This is a genomic window from Planctomycetota bacterium, from assembly GCA_018242585.1.
GTDB lineage: Bacteria > Planctomycetota > Planctomycetia > Pirellulales > PNKZ01 > JAFEBQ01.
In genome coordinates, this window is sequence record JAFEBQ010000016.1 from 76,379 (window position 1) to 93,644 (window position 17,266).

The window sequence follows — 17,266 nt, forward strand, 5'->3', positions numbered from 1 at the left end:
ACTTCAATTCTAACTGCCCGTGACGTGGCTTCGCAGCGCCGTGGCCTAGGACTTCTTGGCCGATTTCTTGCCCTTCTTCGGCGTATCCGCCACCGCTTCGCCGCTCGGCTCGTCGCCGGCCTGGCCGACGATCAACACCTTGTCGCCGTAGTCTTCTTCGTCCGGCTCTTCGACCAAGCGGCCTTGATCGTCGTATTTGGCGTCGGCCTGGGCCGTCTTGCGTTTGGCGACTTTCAGCAGTTGGTCATAGAGCGATTGCTGATTGGCGCCGTTGATGTCGTGGACCGCCGACGCGACTTCCTTCAGGTAGCGCAGGAAGATCGAGCGCCGCTCGCCCTCCTGTTTGACTTTCTGCCGCTTGCGGACGTACATGGCCAGCTTGCGGCCGACGGCTTGCAGCCCCAATCGCAGATCGCGCTGGATTTCCGGGTAGCTGGCGACCGCTTCCTTCGACTCGCTGGTGAACGGCACCCACACACTGGCCACATGGACCAGCACGGTCACCGGCCCACTGGGCAAGCCGCCGCGCGACTGGCTTAGTCCGTACGATCGCCAATTGGTCGACATGATCATTTGCGTAATCGCGCACGCGCCGGGCTGAAATTGCAACGGCACCCGATTGGCGTAGCGCAGCACGTTCATCGTCTGCCCTTCGTCCAGGTTCACGTTTCGCATCGCTTCGTGCAGTTGCTTGATCTCGGCCGGTTTGAGCTTTTGTGGCGAGACACGCGTGCCGAACTTCGCTTCTTCCAAGATCCTGTCGGCCGCCTCGGACCCAACGCCGCTGAAGCCGTTGATCAGAAACTGGCGCAGCGTTCGGGCGTCGGTCTCTTGCAGCAGCTCGGTCAGCGCTTCGAGCGTCACCTTGGCCGCCTGCGACGCGCCGCCGTAGGCTACCGCCACCTCGATCAGGAACGGGTTGCCGCGATAGACGGACGGCGGGCGAGTTTCGGCCGCGTAGAACTCGGCCGGCACCACGTGGTGCATCCCTTTCAGCAACAACGGCTCGCCGATCGGCGTAATACAATCGGTTGACGGCGCGGGAATCTTGGTCGCTTGCAGCGCCTGGTACAACGACTCGGCGTCGTTGCGACCGATCCGGCCTGGGTTGGCCCGCGTGCTCAGCTTGGCCGCCTCGCACACCTTGGCCGCCGTGCCCGGGCTGACCCGCGAGAAGCTGCTGGTCAGGAACTGGGACAGGGTCGATCCCTTGGTCGCCTGCAACATCGTCACCAGGTTGCCCAGTTCGATGCCGTATGGATGCGGCAAAATTTCCTTGGGCTCGGGGGGCAATTCCTCGGCGGCCCGCGCGTAGTGATACTCCTCGCCGTCCGGATCCTTGTAATGGATCGTGACGTGAGGATTGGCGATGGCCGTTTGGGACAGATACTCGTCCACGCTGCCGCGCCCGCGCTGGTACTTGGCTTCGAGCTCGATGGTCACGCGCGTGCCGTGTGGCGTTTCGACCCATTCGATGCCGTACTTCTCCATTTGCTTCTGGCCGGCTTCGCCCGGTTCGACGTCGACCCCTTCGCCCCGGTTGTTCAGGATCTCGGGTTTGTTCTTCTTGGTGTCGATTTGAATCTCGAAGTAGTGCGCCGGTTTCTTGGCGCCGATGCGCGACATCACCTTCACCGGCTTGCCGGTCGTCAGCACGCCGTACATGCCGGCGGCGCTGATGCCGATGCCTTGCTGGCCGCGGCTCATCCGCAAGCGGTGAAACTTCGAACCGTACAGCAACTTGCCAAAGATGTTCGGAATCTGCTGCTTGACGATGCCGGGGCCGTTGTCCTGAACGCCGACCTTAAAGCGATTCGTGCCGGTCGCTTCGATATGCACCCAAATCTCGGGCAGGATGCCGGCCTCTTCACAGGCGTCGAGCGAGTTGTCGACGGCCTCTTTCACGGTGGTCAGCAGCGCTTTGCGCGGATTGTCAAAGCCGAGCAGATGCCGGTTCTTGGCGAAGAACTCGCTGACCGAGATATCGCGCTGGCCGGCGGCCATGGCCTCGGCCGTGGTGCGGCGCTTGGGCGCTTTGGCCGGCGCGGCGTGTCCATTGGCGACGTGCGACGCGGCGCCGTTCTGCTCGACGCTGGCGGCCGAGCCGTTGGCCTCGTGATCGCCGTCGCCGTTGGTCGACGGCGCGGCTAGCCGCGATTTCGAGGGTTGCTTGTCGGCCTTGGCCGCCTGTTTCTTCGACTTGAGCTTCGACACTATCATGCGACTCCGACGATCAAATACAGTGGATGTGGCGATGACGTTTTGGACTTACGGCACGCGCTCGGCGCGTGTTGAACCAACGAGACCAGGTAACCGGTCATGGTGCGCGCGAGGGCCGTACGCTACAGACTAGCCCCCAGTCCGTGGCCGCTAGTTCCATTTCTGACTCCGTCCGTGTGCCAGGGCGAGCCTAAGTCTGTGGCTCACTCGGCGTGGTGGTCCAGGCCGGTCGCGGCCTGCCGTTGGCCGCCATTGCCAGGCGAAAATCAACCTGGGCCGAGCGACCTGGCCGACCCCCGGGGGCAAGGCCGTGCCGATTATAACGCCTGGCGCGGAGCCCTCCCAGTCGCTTCGTACGCATCAGGCAAACTGCACGGGGAAGGTTATTTTGATTCAGCCGCTTGTGCCGCCCACGCCGAACGTGAGCCTAGTGGCGCGTGCGAGGGGCCGCGGGGGAGGTATCCCCCTGAAATGCCCCGCGATCGGCGCGGCCCGATGATGCTGGCGCGGTAGCCCTCTAGGGGGCGAGTCGCCAGGCCGACCCTGACTGACCTTTGGGAGTCGCACACATGACCGTCTCTGCCTGGCGCGGCCGACTGGCCGCCGTGATGTTGTTGGCTGTCGCGGTGGTGGGCGCTCCGCTGGCCGGCTCGGCCCGGGCCGAAGGGATGGCTGCCCGGCCACCGTACGACCTGTTCTACAACTACTATGCCGGGGGCGGCGCTGCTGGCATTCCGGTTGGCATGTACCCGTCGCCACAGCCGGTCCCGGCGCGTGTGGGCGGAACGTACCTGACCTACCAGCCGTTCTACCCTCAGGAGTTCATGTACCCCCACGCGCGCACCTATCGCCGCTTTCAGCGCGGCCACCTGGTGCCCATGAACACGACCCGGGCGGTCTACTGGTAAGCAGTTGGCGAGGGGCCGAAGTTCGCTCCGGTTTGGCAGGTTGAGTGGTCCGACTGGCGACACCGAAATTGCGGCGACGACGTGCCGCGCGAGGAGATCTGACATGAAGTTGCGAACCTGGGCGACGCTGATCGTCGTCGGTGTGCTGGCCGCGACCGCGGCGCAAGAAGCCTTTGCGCAGTATCCTCCGGTGTCAACCGGCTGGCGCGGCAACCCGGCGGGCACGCCGTGGCACGCCAACTACTATGACCCGGCTTGGGGCCAGCCCCACGCGCTGGTCGCGCCCCCGGGTGGCAAGCGATACGTCAACTACAGTTGGGGCGTTGCCAACACCGAAAAGGTGACCAACCGCTACCGCTTCCGCCGCGCGTATCCGGGCGCGGGGAACATCGGCGCTTGGGGCATCGTGCCCGCTCCGGCCCAGCCATTCCACACCGAGCAAAGCGGGACGTACTTCGTCCGCGCCCCGTATCGGTAAACCGCTCAAGTCGTCACTGGCGAGAGCGCAAAATACTTTAGCCCCCGGCGAGTCGCCGGGGCTTTGTGTTTGCCATCGGCAAGCACCGTAGGTCAGGCCTTGGCCTGACGAAGTGGTGCGCACCATCTTGTCAGGCCAAGGCCTGACCTACACCTTGACCAACGCCATTAAGCAGGGGCGCCACTGGTGGCTAGTCCACCAGTGCGAAGCGTGAGCGATCTTAAATCGCTGCTCGCGTAAAGCTCAGCGTCGTTGACACCGGGCCAGCAGTTCATCGAACTGCCGCTTCAACTCGGGGCCGCCGAGTTCCGGATGCAAGAGCGCCGTCAACTGCACGATCTGCACCGCGCGCGCAGCGTTGCCCAGCCGTTCATGGGCCAGCGCCAGTCCGAGCTTGGCTCGGAACCAGCGTTCACTTCCCGGCTGGGTTCCCTGTTCGAGTTGGCGATACTTAGCTAGCGCCGCTTGCCAATTCGCCGCATCGGTTCCGTCGAGGAGCGCTTGGGCGTAGTGACTCATCACTTCGGCGTCGCGCGGCAGTTGCTTGCTCAGTTGTTCAAACGCCGCCAGTCCGTCGGGTCGCCGGCCCAGGTCGAGAATGGCCTGTGCCCGGTTTAGCTCGAACCGCCGCCGCTGGTCGGGTGTAAGCTTTTCGAGCGTAGCCGCGGGTTGTTGCTCGATGAATCGCAGTGACAGGCCGGCCAACTGGGCTCGGGCCTCGGGCGTGGCGCCAGCGGCCAGGCGCGCCAGATTGTCCAGCAGCGCGAGCATCTGGCTGGTGTTTCCCGCGGCGGCTTGGGCGATGGTGGTGGCCGCTTCGTCGCGCCGTCCTTGACCGGCCAGGGCCAGCGCCAGCCAGGCGTTCATCGACTCACGCCAGGCGGCGCTCGTCTCGCCCGGAGCGGCCAGCGCGGCGCGAACGATCCGCTCGGCCCGCGCGAACTGCTGACCGGCGTACTGCAACCAGATTTCCGCCGCCCATTGAGCGGCGTCGCGTTGCAGCGAAGTCCACTGGGCCGGCAATTGCCCGCTGGGGCCGGTGATCGTCTGCTCGCAATACGCAGCCGCCTGGGCCGCCAGAGCTTCAGTCGATTGTCGCTCGCGCCGCAGTTGATCAAGCCATTCCAGGTAACACCTCACGGCCGCTTCGACGGCTGCGGTGTATTGATCGCTCTCGGGACTCACGCCGCGAAAGGCCGCAATGGCCGGCTCCCACGCGCGCTGACGCTCGCGCAGCCGGCCGAGCCAGACGCGCGCCTGGTCGGCGGTCTCGCCGCGCGGCCAGCGTTGCAGATGCTCATCAAGCCAGGCCAGGTATTGCTTGAATGCCGCCTCGTCGGCGGGTTTAAGCTGCTGGGCCATGAGATAAATCGCCTGCAAGTGCGCGGCGCTTGCTCGGGCGTTCTCGGGCGACGCCAATGCCAGGGTGTGCAGCCGCTGGGCCGCCTGGCTGAATTGTTGTTGCTGCTGTTCGATGGCCGCGGCGGCCAGCGTGGCGGCGAACATCGCGTCGGTCTGTTTGGTTTCACGCGCGCGCTGGACGACGACTTCGTACGTGGCGATCGCCTCGCCGAGCTTGCCGACCCGATAGTAGCTCTCGGCTGCCCGGGTCAATTGTTCCAGGTCGGCCGAGGCCGGTGCGCCGCTGACCGCTCGGGCCAGCGTCATCTCGGCCATCCGTCCCCAGTAAGCAGTCTGTTGCTCTTCGATCCGGCGGGCCACCGCGGCGGCTTGCTGCTGTCGGCGCTCGGCCTCGGGAGCGTGATTCGCTTGCCGGTCAGCTTGTGCGGCCGCAAGGTACACCGCGAGAATTGACATGTCGAGTTCCGCCGGTCGCACGGCTGGCAGAGCTTGCTCGAGGGCGTCGGCTTCGCGCAGCGCGGCGTCAAGCTGTTTTTGAGCCAGGAGTAATTGCAGCCGTTCGGCGCGTAGGAGCAGCGCTACGTCGGCGGGGGGCTGCTTGCGCTGGAGTTCCGCCAGTAGTCGATCGGCGCTCGTCCAATCGTTCAACTCGCGCAGCGTTGCCACCCGGGCCACCTGCACTTGCCAATCGAGCGCGTCGTCGAGCGCCGGGATCGCCCCCAGCCGTTCGTACGCCTGTTGCATTGACGACAGCCGATCGGCGCTATCGGCCGGGTAGCAGAGCCCTTGCTCCATCAGGGCCAGCGACTGCTGATACGTGACGTTCCGCGTCAGCGCCAGCAATTGCGGCTCGCCAAGGGAATCTTCCGCCGTGGCGGCCCGACCGACGCGCTGACGCTGCAACGTATCGACCGTGGCCGCGGCATGAGCGAGTTGCTCGATCGCCTGTCGCAAATGGAGCTTCGCCTGCTCTTGGACACCAGTTGAGTCGAGCGACAAGGGGGCCTCGGCGCGCAGTTGCCTGCCGCGACTTAACGCGATCAAGCCACGCTGTACTTGAGTCAGCACCACGTCGCTCGGCGAGGGGTTTTGTTTCGCCACCGAGTCGAGTGCCGCAATCGCCCGCTGCCAGAGTTGCTCGCGGGCCTCGGGGGCGCTGTTGAGGGCCTGGTCGGCGCAGCTCCGCGCCATTTCCAGAGTGAACCAGACACGCCGGGCCGGCGACAGGCCCGAGCGATCGAGTTGGCGCTGGCAATATCGCTCGGCCAACTCATACAGTTGACGCTCACGCAAGCCCGCCAGGAATCGCTCATCTTGGGGGCTGGCAACGACGTCACCGACTAACAGAAACCAACACGCGACGACGTACAGCATCCACAGCGCGCGCAAGTTGCGACATTCGGGGAGCCGTCTCAGCGGTATGGCAAGCGTGCAGCGCATTCGTGGAACAATCGGGCCGATCTTAAGAACCCGCCGGTGGCTTCGGCGGCGCGGGATTCACCGGCGTGTGAGCCGCGAACTGAATTTTCTCAAAGCCGATCACGCGGCACATGTCGTAGGTGTCGATCACATCGCCCAGCGGCACGTCGGGCTGGCTGTCGAGAATCACCGGCAGGTCGGCGCGCAGTTGGGCCAGTTGCCCCAGCACGGCGCGCAGCTCGGGCAAGGTGGCAAAGTTCCGCGAGCTGAGCGACCAGCGCGTCTTGGCCCCTTCGCGCTCGATACGAATGATCACGTCTTCCAACTCGGCCAAGGCGGGATCGAGCGCGGTCGCGCCGGCACCCGCCCCCGGCGCGCGCAGATTGGTCGGTAGGACTTCTTCCAACGCCTGAAAGCTGACCGTGCAGACGAAAAAGATCAACAACTGAAACACGACGTCGATCATCGGCGTCATGTTCGTGTCCATCCGACCGCGATTGGCCTCGCTATAGCTGGGCACACGCATCAGCCGCTCCCGTCGCGATGCAACACGGCGAAGGTGACCTTCCAGATGCCGCCGCGGGCGCAGGCCAGCAAGATCGGCTCGACGGCGCGATACGGCGCGGCGCGGTGGCAGCGAATCCGCACTTCGACTTCCTGGCCTGGGTGCTCGGCATGCCGGCTTTCAAAGCCGATGCGGCGTTCCAACTCGGCCGGGTCGACCGGCTGGCCGGCCAACATCAACTGTCCGTCGTCGAGGACGTTGATCGTTACGCGCCGCGCCGTCGATTCTTCGTCGTCGGGCTTGTGACCGCTGGCGGCTTTGGGCAGCTCCAGCTCGAGCTGCGTCTCTTGGTGAGCCAGGTGACCCGAGACGAGGAAGAAAATAATCAGCAAGAACGTGACGTCGATCATCGGCGTCATGTTGAATTCCAGGCTCGGTCGCGATTTGGCGTGAGGGACGAACATGACTAACGTCCCTCCACCGGCGGGGCGACGGGGGCCGTGCGGCGCGGGGCCGGCCTGGGGGCGCGCAGCGGCGCGAGCGTCTGTTGAGCGGTCGACGCCAGTTGTCCGAGCATGTTTTCAACGCGGCTGCGAAACATGGCGAACAAGCCGAGCGCGGGAATGGCGACGACCAGCCCTTCGACCGTAGTGATCAGGGCTTTGTAGATACCCTCGGCCAGATCGGCGGCGCGCGCGGCTCCTTGGGTGGTCGCGACCACGCGGAAGGCGAACACCATCCCGACCACCGTCCCCAGCAGACCGAGCATTGGCGCGATGTTGCCGATGACCGACAGGTATTCGATGCGGCGATAGAGCTTGCCGGCCTGCTCGGCAAGGGCGTCTTCCATTCCTTTCTCGATGGCCGGCCAACCTTCGTCGGCGTGGCGCAGGCCCGCTTCCAGCACGATGGCCAGGCACGATCGATCGTTGTGACAGACTTGCAGCGCCTCGGCGATCTGGCCTTGCTGGGCCAACTGCCAGACCTGTTCAACCAGCGCGCGGGGCATGAGGACCGGTTGCCGTAGCGTGCGCAGGTAGTCGATGGCCAGGCCGACGGCGACGATCGACAACAGAATGATCACCGCGCCGACGCTGCCGCCGGCCAGGATGATGCCGCTGAACGAGTTGACGTCATCCTCGACTTGGCGCTGAGCCTCGGGGGTTTGCGCGGCCAGGGGCGCAGCCAGCGCCAGCCAGCCGATCAACGTCAGCGCCGCGTAACGAATGGTGTGCAAGCCATCACTCCTTTGATGTTCATTTGGTCGCGGCCGGCGCGGCGCTTAGCTCTCGCAAACGCTCCTGCGCGGCCGACAGGTTCGATGATTCGGGATAGTTGGCAATCAGTTCGCGATAAAGCCGGGCGGCGTCGACGGGTTTGCCCAGTTTTTCCAGCGCCTGGCCGGCCAGCCAGAGACTCTCGCTGGCCAGCGGCCGGTCGTCGCTGTTGACGATCGCCACACGTAGTAGCGCGATGGCGCCCGCCTCGGGTTGATCGCGCTGGACCAGTGCGCGCCCCAGGGCGAACTCGGGACCGGCGCGCAGCGACTCGGGAAACCTTTCCACGCGCTCGGCCCAGGCGTTGAGCGTCACTGATGTGGCCGTTGGAAACGTCACACGCCACGATTGAGCCTCGGCCAGCATGGCCACACGCTCGTCCTTGCTGAATGCTAGGGTACGTAGCAAGGTCAGCGCGTTGGCCTGGTTCGACGTGGTCAAAAGATAACTCGTCCCCAACAGTTGCGCCAGGGGCGAATCGCTGCGGCCGGCCCACTCGCGAGCCTTTTGCTCCAGGTCGGCTGGCACGCTTTGCGGACGCCACGCCAGCGGGATGGTGTCGAAGTAGGGGGTGTTCGGATCGTCCTTGGCCAGTGTGAGGAAGTAATCTCCCGCGATGGCCGCGCGATCGAGCCGCGCGTAGCAGACGACCAGCCGCGACAAGATCAGCCGGCGGACCCAGCGCCGTGTTTCACGGTCGGGCTTCAAGGCGTCGTTGTACTTCTGCACGGCGGCCGCGTATTGCCGGGCGGCTAGCAGTTCGTCCCCTTGGCGGTGCTCGGCCGTCCGCGCGGTCTGAATCTCGATCACCTGTCGACCGGGGAACTTCTGCTGCGAGCCGCCGGGAAGCTGGATCGAAAGCTCCGCGCCGGTGTAATCGAGCACGGTGCCGGTCATCCGCACTCGCCCGTCAGGCTTCGATGCCGATGACAACGTGACGATGTCCTCGCCGCGCAGCGGCGCGACGCCGACGAATACGACGACCAGCGCCACTCGAACGAGCCGACTCGTGTTGTGCCGATCCGTGTATCTCATGGGCGCAATTGCCGCGTGATGTCGATGTACAGGTATTGCCCGTGGTTCTCGCGGGCTAGGACTTGCAGGAAGTTTTCGCTCCCTGCCGGGGCCGGGCCGACGGCGAACATGATGCAATTGATCGAGGCCCGCTGGTTGGCTCGGCGGACGCGCTGCATCTGCGGGGGGCTGAGCCCTGGCTGGTCGGCATCGGTCAGGAAGAAGATCACGTCGGCGTCCAGGCGCAGGGCCATCATCAGCGCGTCGTAATGGTTGGTGCCGCCGTCGGCGACCATGCCGCTGACAAACTGATGAGCCGCCCGCTTGTTGGCGTCGGTGGCGAACGTCAAACGCCCTTGCAGACCTTGCGGGTTAAAGATCGTGGGCCGCTCGTTGTAGAAGATGATCTGGAAGCTGTGCTCGGGGCCCAGACTGTCGAGGCTGGCTAAGAGTTCTCCCTTGGCCGAGCGGAGCGCGCTGTTCCCTTCGCCCCCCATGCTGGCCGAACGATCGAAGACATAGACGAACCGCTGTCCCTCGCCGACCAGGCCGTAAACTTTGGTCCGGGCAAAGTTCCCTTGCTTCGAGCTGCCCGACGGCGCCCCTTGGGTCAGACCCGTCGCCGAGGGGGCCGCCTGGCCGGTGGCCGCGCCGGGGCCGATGGTATTGCGCTGCTTGGGCAACGCCTCGCTCAAGTCGAGCGGTGGCCGATCGGCGGCAGCAGTGGCCAGCGGGTTGTTTTGGGCGACGGCGTCGCTGGGCTGGTCCGCGGTCGGGGCGTCGAGCGGGGCCGATTCGTATTGCAACTCGCCCGACGGCGCCACATGGGCCAGCACCACGCCGACGTCGCGGCCGGGTTCGGTGGCCGCCCCGCGCTGCTCGGGGGTCAGCAGCAAGCCCATCGTGGTGAACAGCCCGGCATGAAACACCAACGACAGCGCCCAGGACGGAACGCGCGCAGCCCAGCCGACGCGCGGTTCGTCGTTCGTCGTTTCGGCGTGCTGGGACATTACAAAACTTCAGAGTGTGACTCGTGGGGAATCGTTCCTGGGAATTGTATGAAATGTGGCGCGTTCGATGAACGTGAATTCACCGCGCCCCGGCCTGGCCGCGTGGGACTGCTAGCCCCGCGCCGCCTACAGATAAGGCGAAAAGAGCCGGGCAATGCCGTCGCGCAGCCGGACGGGGAGCGCCCGCGAGTCAACCTCGGTCAGGGTGACTTGCCGCGCGGTGGCCAGCTTTTTGGCGGCCAGTTGCTCGAGCTGGGTGGCCAACGCCGCGTCGTAACATTCGACGTTGAACTCGAAATTAAGCCGCAGGCTGCGCTGGTCCCAGTTGCCCGAGCCCAGCAAGGTCCAACAGTCGTCGACGATCATCAGCTTGGTGTGATCGAACGGGGGCGCGCTGTACCAGACGCGGCAGCCATGTTCGAGCACCTGCCACAACTGGGCGGTGCAGGCCCACTGGACCAGGGCCAGATTGTTCTGGGCCGGCAGAATGATGTCGACCTCGACGCCGCGCATGCGGGCCACGCCCAGCGCGGTGATCAACGCCTGGTCGGGCAGGAAGTAGGGGGTGAGGATGCGAATCCGCGATTCGGCGCAGGAAATCGCCCCCAAGATGCTCAGCCGGAGTTTGCCCCGGTTTTCGTCGGGACCATCGACGATGCCGCGGGCCAGCGCTTCGCCCACCGGTTCGATCATGGGGAACCAGGACTCACCGTCCAACGATTCGCCGGTAGCGAACTCCCAGTCGTCGGCAAACACCTGGGCCAGGTGCGAGGCGATCGGCCCTTCGAGCTTGAAGTGCAAGTCGTTCAGTTCGTCGTCGCTTTCCTCGCCCTGCTTGCCGCAGCGGCGGATGTTCATGCCGCCGGTAAAGCCAACGTGGCCGTCGACGACAAGGATTTTGCGGTGATTGCGCAGATTGAAGTACGGCGCGAAGACCGGCACATAGGTGGGCAGAAAGCGCGCCGACCGCACCTTCAACTTGGGCAACAGCGAAAAGATGGTCGGCAGCGAGTAGCGCGCGCCGATGGCGTCGACCAGCACGCGGACCTCGACGCCCCGCTCGACGGCCTGGCCGAGCGCTGCGGCGAACTCGCGCCCGGTGATGTCGTTGTTAAAAATATAGGTCGCCAGCACGATGCTTTTCTGGGCGTCACGAATGGCGGCCAGCATTTCGGGATAAGCCCGCGACCCGTGTTCGAGCGGCGTCACGCGGTTGCCGATCACCAGCGGCTGCCCGGTCACCTCGCCGACCAGCCGGACCAGCGGGTCAAGGTGCGCGCCGTGCCCCGACGTGGCCTTGAACAGCCGATCGACCGTGCTGGTCGGCGACTTGGAGCGGCGCTGACCACGCGCCATGGGGCCGCGCAGCGAACGGGCACGGCGACGAATCCGGTTGATGCCCAGCAGGAAATACAGCGTCGCGCCGACCAACGGGGTTAGCCAAATCAGTCCGACCCAGCCAATGGCCGAGCGCGGGTCGCGCTTGTTCAACAGCGCGTGGCCGCCGGCGACAAGCTGCAAACAGACGGTGGCCAGCCCGAGCAGGTGGAGCCAGTAATGCTGTACAAAGTTGGATGTCTCAACAAAGTCCACGATGTTCGCCCGGCCCGCTGTCTCGGTGGTCATCAACGCGCGCGAGTGCCACGATACCACGGCGAGGCGCGGTTCTCCACGGGCGCGGACGCGACGCGGCAGACTTGGAGTTTGCTTCCGTAGGGTCCGCAACCCGTGCGTACCATGAACCCGGTTTCGGTGCAAAGGTCGGGGGTGGCCCAGCCGCTTGCCGGCTGGGTCGCGCTAGCGGCAAGAACAAGCTTGGACGCTCAATCACACGGCGATGATGCTCGTTCTTCTTGTTGCTTCCGCAACCCGGCCGACGAGCGGCCGGGCCACCCCTGGTCAATCGCCAACACTTGTTGGAACGCTACTCTACGTGTGCTTGGTCACGAGCGATTGGCAATGGGCCAAGGCCTGGTCCACGGGCATGACGTGGGCCATTTGCTCGGGATGGCGACGGAACCAGAGGGAGACCAGCAGCACGAACGGCAAGGTGTTGTGCTCGGCCCCTTCGGCCGCGGGAAACGGGTTGTCATAGACCGCGCCCAGTCGCGCTGCCGCCCGCTGGGCCTGGGGCGCGTCGGTCGGCGCACGCATCGCGCCGACCGGGACGCCGTTGCGCACCAGATACCAGGTGTGGCGGCGGCGGGCCTGATGGGGCGAGTAGATGAACGTCCAGTTGCGGCGGACTTCGTTGATGTGGGCCACCTGGTAGCACAGGTAGCGCATGTCGCTCTCTGCGTCGCGCAGCGCGGCGGCGCGTTCGAATTGCTGCTTGGCGGCGGCGTCGAGCATGGTGGCGTTCAGTCGTTCGAGCGCCGACAGGTCGCGCCCTTCGACCAACTCGGCCGCGGCGCGGACGGATCGCGAATACTGCCGTAGCGAGCAGAGACCGGCGCAGGGCCCCAGGCAGACGCCCAACTCGTAGCGCAGGCACTTCGGCGCGAGCGATTCGTCGAATAGTCCACGCTGGTCGGCGAAGTGCATGGGCACCCGATCGGGACAATCGCGCAGGCGGAACAAGTTGTTCAAGCGTTCGACGGCGCGGCGCATCCGCCGGCCGATCGACAAGGGGCCGTAGGCTCGCTCGGACTTGCTGGTGACCGTGGGGGACAGGTAGGCGTAAGCGGCCGGCGCGCGTCCCAGACAGAGATAGCCCCGCCGCAAGCCGCCGGGCTGGCCTTGGACGTTGTAGCGCGGGCGGAAGCGGCGAATCAGTTCCAGTTCGCGCATCAGCGCGGCAAACTCGTGCGATGTCCGTTCCCAGACCAGGTGCTCGGCCGTGCTGACGATACGGCCCGCCTTTTCGGCGTCGGCGCCTGACTGGAAGTACGTGATCAGCCGGTTGCGCAGCAACTTGGACTTGCCGACGTAGATCAACTCGCCCTGATCGTTGATCATGCCATAGACGCCCGGCGCGGCAGGGCACTGCTCGCGCAGCAGCCGGCGCGTCTTGCGGCGGGTGGCCGGCAGTTCGAGCGTGGTGAGCGGCGAGCGGCAGTTGCCGATCCGATCCGAGCGACCAAAGCCGGCGAACTGGCCATTGTCCAAAGGGCGAAACACGCGCGTCGTCCGTGACCGGGGAAACGTCGAGGGAAACCCGGCGCGGATTGTAGCCCGGCGGAGCGCGGGCGGGGATACCCTGTTGCGGGGATCGTAATGCGACGTACGATTGCTAGCGGTGGTGCCGAGTAGCCATCTTGCAGCAAATGGCTGTGCGCGGTGGAGCGATTCTTGTAGCGCTAGAGATGAACACCCCTCCCTGACAAGGAGGGGCAGGGGGGAGGGTAAAGGCGTCGCGCAAGATTGCGGCGAGACCCTCATCCGGCGGCTAGCGCCGCCACCTTCTCCCGGCGGGAGAAGGGTTAGCGCGGCACCGCTCGCGATTGATGCGCGAGAGATGATGAAGAGGCGCCCTACCGTCCCAGCAGACGGTCGACGGCGGCGCCGACGTTGGGCTCGCGCATCAGCGTTTCGCCGACCAGCATGGCGTCAACGCCGGCCGCCTCGAGCCGGAGCACATCTTCGCGCGTGGCGATGCCGCTTTCGCCGACCAGCACGCACTCGTCGGGCACGCGCTCGCGCATGCGAATGGTGTGTCCCAGGTCGACCTCGAACGTGTGCAGGTTGCGATTGTTGATGCCGATCAACGTGGCTCCGGCGTCGAACACCCGTTGCAGATTGTCAGGCTCGTACAACTCGACCAGCGGCGTCAGCTTCAAGTCGATCGCCCTGCGCACCAGCGAGCGGAGCAGGCAATCGTCGAGGCATTCGGCGATTAGCAGCGCGGCATCGGCCCCGGCGGCCCGGGCTTCGAACAATTGATACTCGTCGAGGATGAAATCCTTGCGCAGCACCGGCACGTCGACAGCCGCGCGAACCGCCCGCAGGTCGTCGAGTTGTCCCTGAAAGTAGGGCCCGTCGGTCAGCACGCTGATGCAACTGGCGCCGTGGGCGGCGTACTCGCGAGCAATCGCCACCGGTTTGAAATCGGCGCGAATCACGCCCTTCGAGGGGCTGGCCTTCTTCACTTCGGCGATCAGGCGGATCGGCCCCCCGGCCGCCAGCGCCGCGAAAAAGTTGCGCACCGGCGGCGCGTCGGCCAGTTGCCGCTCGACCGCGGCCAGCGGAGTCGAGCGCTTGGCGGCGGCGATCTCCTCTCGCTTGCTGGCGACGATTTTGTCGAGGATGGTGGGCATGGGGGAGGAAGTTGCTTGTTGCTAGTTGCTGGTTGCTAGAGAAATGCGGAACTGTCCGACGACTTTACTTGGAGTGCGGGAATAAAAAAGCCCAGGGGATGTGGCCCCTGGGCTTGGGTGGTTGGTCTTATGGTTCCGCGATGCCAAGATCGCGACAGATTTTTCTTACTAGATGGTCATCGACCTCGGCGTGTCGCGGCACTGCGCTGCGTTTTCCATTCGTTGGGTTGCCCCACCACGAATGGCGGGCTCCCTCGCGAATCAATACACAGCCGTGTGCTCGCAAGTGGGCAATCACCGCATGACGCTTCACGCGACAATGCCCACTTCTTCATACGGTCCCTGGCATGCGGCCAATGCGTCGGCGCGGTTCATTTCCAGCGCCTCTTGCAAAGCCGAGGTCAGGTTATCCAACAACTCTTCACGAGTCGCGCCTTGTGAATTAACGCCAGGCACTTCCTCGACCCAGCCAATCCACCACGCATCGCGCTGCTGAATCACAGCTTTGTACTGCATGGTCCATTGCTCGCGATTTCAAGCAGCAAACTAGTCCAGGAAGCCCGAGAGTTCCGAACTGCGGCTGGGTTGCTGCAGCTTGCGAACCGCCTTGGCTTCGATCTGTCGGATGCGTTCGCGGGTCACCTTGAAGATGTGGCCGACTTCTTCCAGCGTGTAGCTGTAGCCGTCGCCCAGGCCGTAACGCAGCTTGATGATCTCGCGTTCGCGGTAGCTGAGCGTCTTCAGAACCTTGTTGATCCGAGTGCGCAGCATCTCTTGCGCGGCGCCGATGGCGGGGCTTTCCACGCCGGCGTCGGGGAGCAAGTCGCCAAAGTGGCTGTCCTCGCTGTTGCCGACCGGTCGGTCGAGGCTGATCGGATACCGGCTCATCGCCAGCACGCGACGCGTCTCGTCCATCGGGGTGCCGGCCGCCTTGGCCACTTCCTCGATCGTCGGTTCGCGACCCAGTTCTTGCAGCAGTTGCCGCGAGACGTTGCGGACCTTGGACATCGTCTCGACCATATGCACCGGAATGCGAATGGTGCGGCTCTGGTCGGCCACGGCGCGGGTGATCGCCTGGCGAATCCACCACGTGGCATAGGTGCAGAACTTGAAGCCGCGGCGGTACTCGAACTTGTCGACCGCGCGCATCAGGCCGGCGTTTCCTTCTTGGATCAAGTCCAGGAAGCTGAGGCCGCGATTGCGGTACTTCTTGGCAATCGAGACGACCAGTCGCAAGTTGCCTTCCGACAAGCCGCGCTTGGCCCGCTGATAGCGGCTATAGACGTCCTTGAGCACATTGATGCGATTGCGCAAGCTGGTCGGCGTTTCTTGCAACGTGCAGAGCAAGTTGCGGTACTCGGTCACCATGTGACGGCGCCCCTCGGCGGGCTGGCGCGCGGCCTTGTGATTGCGGATGTGCATTTGCAACTCGTCGATGCGGCGCGAAAAGTTTTCGAGCAACGGGATCGACGATTCAATGCGCTGGGTTCGCAGACCCAACTCTTCGACCAACCGCACCGCGCGATGACGACGACGCGCCAAGCGACGCCAGGCGGCTTGCCGCTCGGCGGTCTTGCGGCTCTTCGACAGGGCCAGGCGGAAGTCTTGCCAGTTCTGCTTCAACAGCACGTCGAGCGTGCGGAGATTGTGCGGGAAGCGGCCCAGAATCTGGTCCTTCTCCAGTCGGTCGGTCACCGAGACCTGCACCGTGCGATCGAACGGCAGCTCGCCCGTGTAGACGCGGCTGAGCGTCTTCATGGCCATCTTGATCACATGGTCACATTCGAGCAGCATGCGGCGGAACCGCAGCCGGGTGATTTCGATTTCCTTGGCCAGCGCGATTTCCTGTTGCCGCGTGAGCAACGGAATCTCGCCCATCTGGGTCAGATACATCCGCACCGGGTCGTCGGACCACGATTCGGTCTCTTCGCTGGCCTCAAGCACCAGATCGTCAGTCTTGACCTCGGCCTCGACTTCGGCCTCGACGACGGCGATGTCGTCGCCCATGTCCTCGTCGGCAACGACGTCTTCCTTGTCGGCCAGTTCGACCGCGTCTTCGGGATTCGGAGTTTCTTCGTCTTCGAATTCGTCCAACAGTGCGTCGTACAAGTCAACCATCCTCCTAGCTGAACCGCGGGTGGGGAGTTAAAGGCCGGGCGACACGCCCAGGGCTAGCGGCGGCACTCCGCTCCTCAAATGAGAAACAGTCAGTCCCCTCAAAGACAAACACTAGTCGAGACAGAAAACGAACGACAAGGCACCCACGGGGCGTGCGCGCCTTGCTGCAAAAACCAGTGCAATCGGGGGGTAAGTGGGGTCTCTACAAGCCGTGCAATTATCTCTAGACGGCTGTCTAAAAGCCAACGAATTCTACACGATTATTTTCGCAGCTTGGCGTCCGGCTTTGATTTGTGAAAAGATTCCGTCTGGTTGATGCTTTTGGCCACTCAGCACCTCGTCGCAGTTTATCTAAATTATCTTGTCAGGTGTTTTGCGTGCTCGTTTGCGAACCAGCGAGTCGACGCGTGCGGCGCATCGCACGCGCTCGCGCGGCCGATGGACACTTTTGCCGATGTGGCAAACCGGCGCATTCATGCTTGAGCCGGCGGTGATGTAAGCAGTGCGTGCTGGACACCTTCGGTAAGTCGGGACAATCTCCCGCCCCGTGCCGGTCAAGGGCTGTCGTACGGTCGTATCGGTCCTACGCCGTGATGCATGCCGTGGTTCGGTGCTTGCGACGCATGATCGGCGCGCAACTGACCACAAGCCACTGCCCGAACCGCTTATCTGCCTCGCGGCTCCTCGTTATACTGGCCA

15 protein-coding genes are annotated in these 17,266 nt (G+C 64.6%); 2 read left to right on the forward strand and 13 right to left on the reverse strand.

Annotated elements, in window-relative coordinates:
- Positions 1-45 precede the first annotated feature (45 nt).
- The gene (locus JSS27_09095; protein ID MBS0209095.1) at positions 46-2,004 is read right to left on the reverse strand and encodes a DNA topoisomerase VI subunit B; all 1,959 of its coding nucleotides are present in this window, start codon (positions 2,002-2,004) and stop codon (positions 46-48) included.
- 785 nt (positions 2,005-2,789) lie between these two features.
- Here JSS27_09095 and JSS27_09100 point away from each other — a divergent pair.
- Together JSS27_09100 and JSS27_09105 are read left to right on the forward strand one after the other, a co-directional pair.
- Positions 2,790-3,128 carry a hypothetical protein gene (locus JSS27_09100; GenBank protein MBS0209096.1) on the forward strand — a complete coding sequence of 113 codons (339 nt, stop codon included), beginning with the start codon at positions 2,790-2,792 and terminating at the stop codon, positions 3,126-3,128.
- A gap of 103 nt (positions 3,129-3,231) precedes the next feature.
- On the forward strand, positions 3,232-3,606 hold the full coding sequence (locus JSS27_09105; GenBank protein MBS0209097.1) for a hypothetical protein: 375 nt from the start codon (positions 3,232-3,234) through the stop codon (positions 3,604-3,606).
- Between the two features lie 243 nt (positions 3,607-3,849).
- Here JSS27_09105 and JSS27_09110 read toward each other — a convergent pair whose 3' ends face one another.
- The 12 genes from JSS27_09110 to JSS27_09165 all read right to left on the reverse strand — a co-directional run bounded on the left by JSS27_09110 (position 3,850) and on the right by JSS27_09165 (position 16,558).
- Entirely contained in the window at positions 3,850-6,342 is a 2,493-nt protein-coding gene (locus JSS27_09110; protein ID MBS0209098.1) for a hypothetical protein, read from the reverse strand.
- An 88-nt stretch (positions 6,343-6,430) separates the two neighbouring features.
- Positions 6,431-6,913 carry a biopolymer transporter ExbD gene (locus JSS27_09115; protein MBS0209099.1) on the reverse strand — a complete coding sequence of 161 codons (483 nt, stop codon included), beginning with the start codon at positions 6,911-6,913 and terminating at the stop codon, positions 6,431-6,433.
- Complete coding sequence (locus JSS27_09120) at positions 6,913-7,356, reverse strand: biopolymer transporter ExbD (GenBank protein ID MBS0209100.1); 444 nt, start codon at positions 7,354-7,356, stop codon at positions 6,913-6,915. Before JSS27_09120 ends, JSS27_09115 begins: the two co-directional genes overlap by 1 nt.
- 2 nt (positions 7,357-7,358) lie before the next feature.
- Positions 7,359-8,129, reverse strand: coding sequence for a MotA/TolQ/ExbB proton channel family protein (locus JSS27_09125; GenBank protein ID MBS0209101.1), 771 nt, complete (start codon positions 8,127-8,129; stop codon positions 7,359-7,361).
- 19 nt (positions 8,130-8,148) lie between these two features.
- Positions 8,149-9,204 (reverse strand): tetratricopeptide repeat protein, encoded by a 1,056-nt coding sequence (locus JSS27_09130; GenBank protein ID MBS0209102.1) that lies wholly within the window; start codon positions 9,202-9,204, stop codon positions 8,149-8,151.
- Positions 9,201-10,193, reverse strand: a complete 993-nt coding sequence (locus JSS27_09135; GenBank protein MBS0209103.1) for a hypothetical protein — start codon at positions 10,191-10,193, stop codon at positions 9,201-9,203. The genes JSS27_09130 and JSS27_09135 overlap by 4 nt, the downstream gene beginning before the upstream one ends.
- A 126-nt stretch (positions 10,194-10,319) precedes the next feature.
- Positions 10,320-11,819, reverse strand: a complete 1,500-nt coding sequence (locus JSS27_09140; GenBank protein MBS0209104.1) for a PLDc N-terminal domain-containing protein — start codon at positions 11,817-11,819, stop codon at positions 10,320-10,322.
- A 303-nt stretch (positions 11,820-12,122) separates the two neighbouring features.
- A complete protein-coding gene (locus JSS27_09145) occupies positions 12,123-13,313 on the reverse strand; it encodes a GIY-YIG nuclease family protein (GenBank protein ID MBS0209105.1) in 1,191 nt (396 codons plus the stop codon).
- A 353-nt stretch (positions 13,314-13,666) separates the two neighbouring features.
- On the reverse strand, positions 13,667-14,449 hold the full coding sequence (gene trpC / locus JSS27_09150; GenBank protein MBS0209106.1) for an indole-3-glycerol phosphate synthase TrpC: 783 nt from the start codon (positions 14,447-14,449) through the stop codon (positions 13,667-13,669).
- 127 nt (positions 14,450-14,576) lie between these two features.
- On the reverse strand, positions 14,577-14,762 hold the full coding sequence (locus JSS27_09155; GenBank protein MBS0209107.1) for a type II toxin-antitoxin system HicA family toxin: 186 nt from the start codon (positions 14,760-14,762) through the stop codon (positions 14,577-14,579).
- Positions 14,759-14,965, reverse strand: coding sequence for a type II toxin-antitoxin system HicB family antitoxin (locus tag JSS27_09160; protein ID MBS0209108.1), 207 nt, complete (start codon positions 14,963-14,965; stop codon positions 14,759-14,761). The genes JSS27_09155 and JSS27_09160 overlap by 4 nt, the downstream gene beginning before the upstream one ends.
- Before the next feature lie 30 nt (positions 14,966-14,995).
- Positions 14,996-16,558: a sigma-70 family RNA polymerase sigma factor gene (locus JSS27_09165; GenBank protein ID MBS0209109.1), complete on the reverse strand. Its 1,563-nt coding sequence runs from the start codon at positions 16,556-16,558 to the stop codon at positions 14,996-14,998.
- Between the last annotated feature and the right edge of the window lie 708 nt (positions 16,559-17,266).

Bases quoted from the DNA above. Each gene is read 5' to 3' on its own strand.
- JSS27_09095 (MBS0209095.1), bottom strand. From the start codon at position 2,004: ATGGCCGCCGGCCAGCGCGATATCTCGGTCAGCGAGTTCTTCGCCAAG.
- JSS27_09100 (MBS0209096.1), top strand. From the start codon at position 2,790: ATGACCGTCTCTGCCTGGCGCGGCCGACTGGCCGCCGTGATGTTGTTG.
- JSS27_09105 (MBS0209097.1), top strand. From the start codon at position 3,232: ATGAAGTTGCGAACCTGGGCGACGCTGATCGTCGTCGGTGTGCTGGCC.
- JSS27_09110 (MBS0209098.1), bottom strand. From the start codon at position 6,342: ATGCTGTACGTCGTCGCGTGTTGGTTTCTGTTAGTCGGTGACGTCGTT.
- JSS27_09115 (MBS0209099.1), bottom strand. From the start codon at position 6,913: ATGCGTGTGCCCAGCTATAGCGAGGCCAATCGCGGTCGGATGGACACG.
- JSS27_09120 (MBS0209100.1), bottom strand. From the start codon at position 7,356: ATGTTCGTCCCTCACGCCAAATCGCGACCGAGCCTGGAATTCAACATG.
- JSS27_09130 (MBS0209102.1), bottom strand. From the start codon at position 9,204: ATGAGATACACGGATCGGCACAACACGAGTCGGCTCGTTCGAGTGGCG.
- JSS27_09135 (MBS0209103.1), bottom strand. From the start codon at position 10,193: ATGTCCCAGCACGCCGAAACGACGAACGACGAACCGCGCGTCGGCTGG.
- JSS27_09140 (MBS0209104.1), bottom strand. From the start codon at position 11,819: ATGACCACCGAGACAGCGGGCCGGGCGAACATCGTGGACTTTGTTGAG.
- trpC (MBS0209106.1), bottom strand. From the start codon at position 14,449: ATGCCCACCATCCTCGACAAAATCGTCGCCAGCAAGCGAGAGGAGATC.
- JSS27_09160 (MBS0209108.1), bottom strand. From the start codon at position 14,965: ATGCAGTACAAAGCTGTGATTCAGCAGCGCGATGCGTGGTGGATTGGC.